This window comes from Pseudomonas sp. 05T35, assembly GCF_056396605.1.
Map to the genome: position 1 here is coordinate 1 of NZ_JBFTLU010000841.1, position 728 is coordinate 728.

The 728-nt window shown below is 51.9% G+C and carries 1 protein-coding gene; it reads right to left on the reverse strand.

From position 1 onward, the window contains the following. The coding region (locus AC1DH9_RS30215; protein ID WP_477809464.1) for an ArnT family glycosyltransferase at positions 1-728 on the reverse strand (728 nt) is incomplete at both ends.

The window sequence follows — 728 nt, forward strand, 5'->3', positions numbered from 1 at the left end:
GTACTTACCCTTCTTGATGATGACGCTCAAAGCAATAAAAGCGGTTACGCCATAGGTCAGCAAGCCTGCAGAGAAATAGAAGTAATAACGGGGCGCGTGATCACTGCCAAACCGCCCCAACCCCTGCATGATCAAGACCTCTTGTAGAAAGGCGTCACCACCTTGTACGTAGGCAGCCCATGCCAGCACCGCAATACCTATGGCCAGGACGAGGCCCGCGAACAAGGAGAACACCACCAGCATGCGCCACTGCCGGCTTAACAGATAATAGGAGGCAACTACACTGGCAGGGCCGATCAGGCCAATAGGGCCACGAAATGCAAAGCCCAGCGCAAGTCCCGCGAGTACCAGTAGCAACCGAAAACGTTGTTTATGCACCTCTCCCGAATAGGCCAGGTAGAAGCACATCACGGTAAAAAGTGCAGGGTATACATCCAGCGCCAAGGAGTTTACGCCGTCCAAGAATGACCAAGTGAACAGAGCAAACACAACACCATAGGCACCCCATTTTTTTTCATGCAGCGCACCCAGCTTGTAAATAAACACCAGCATCAAGGCGGCGGCAACACAAAAAGGGAAACCCATCGAAAGGATGGATACACGGCCAAACGGCAAGGAAACCAGATACACGAGGAGCGTGTTGAGCACCGTATAATCAGGGTATGGCTGCAGATCATCAGCGATTGGAAACAGCGTAATCCCATGCTGCAACATATACTGGGCAAAGT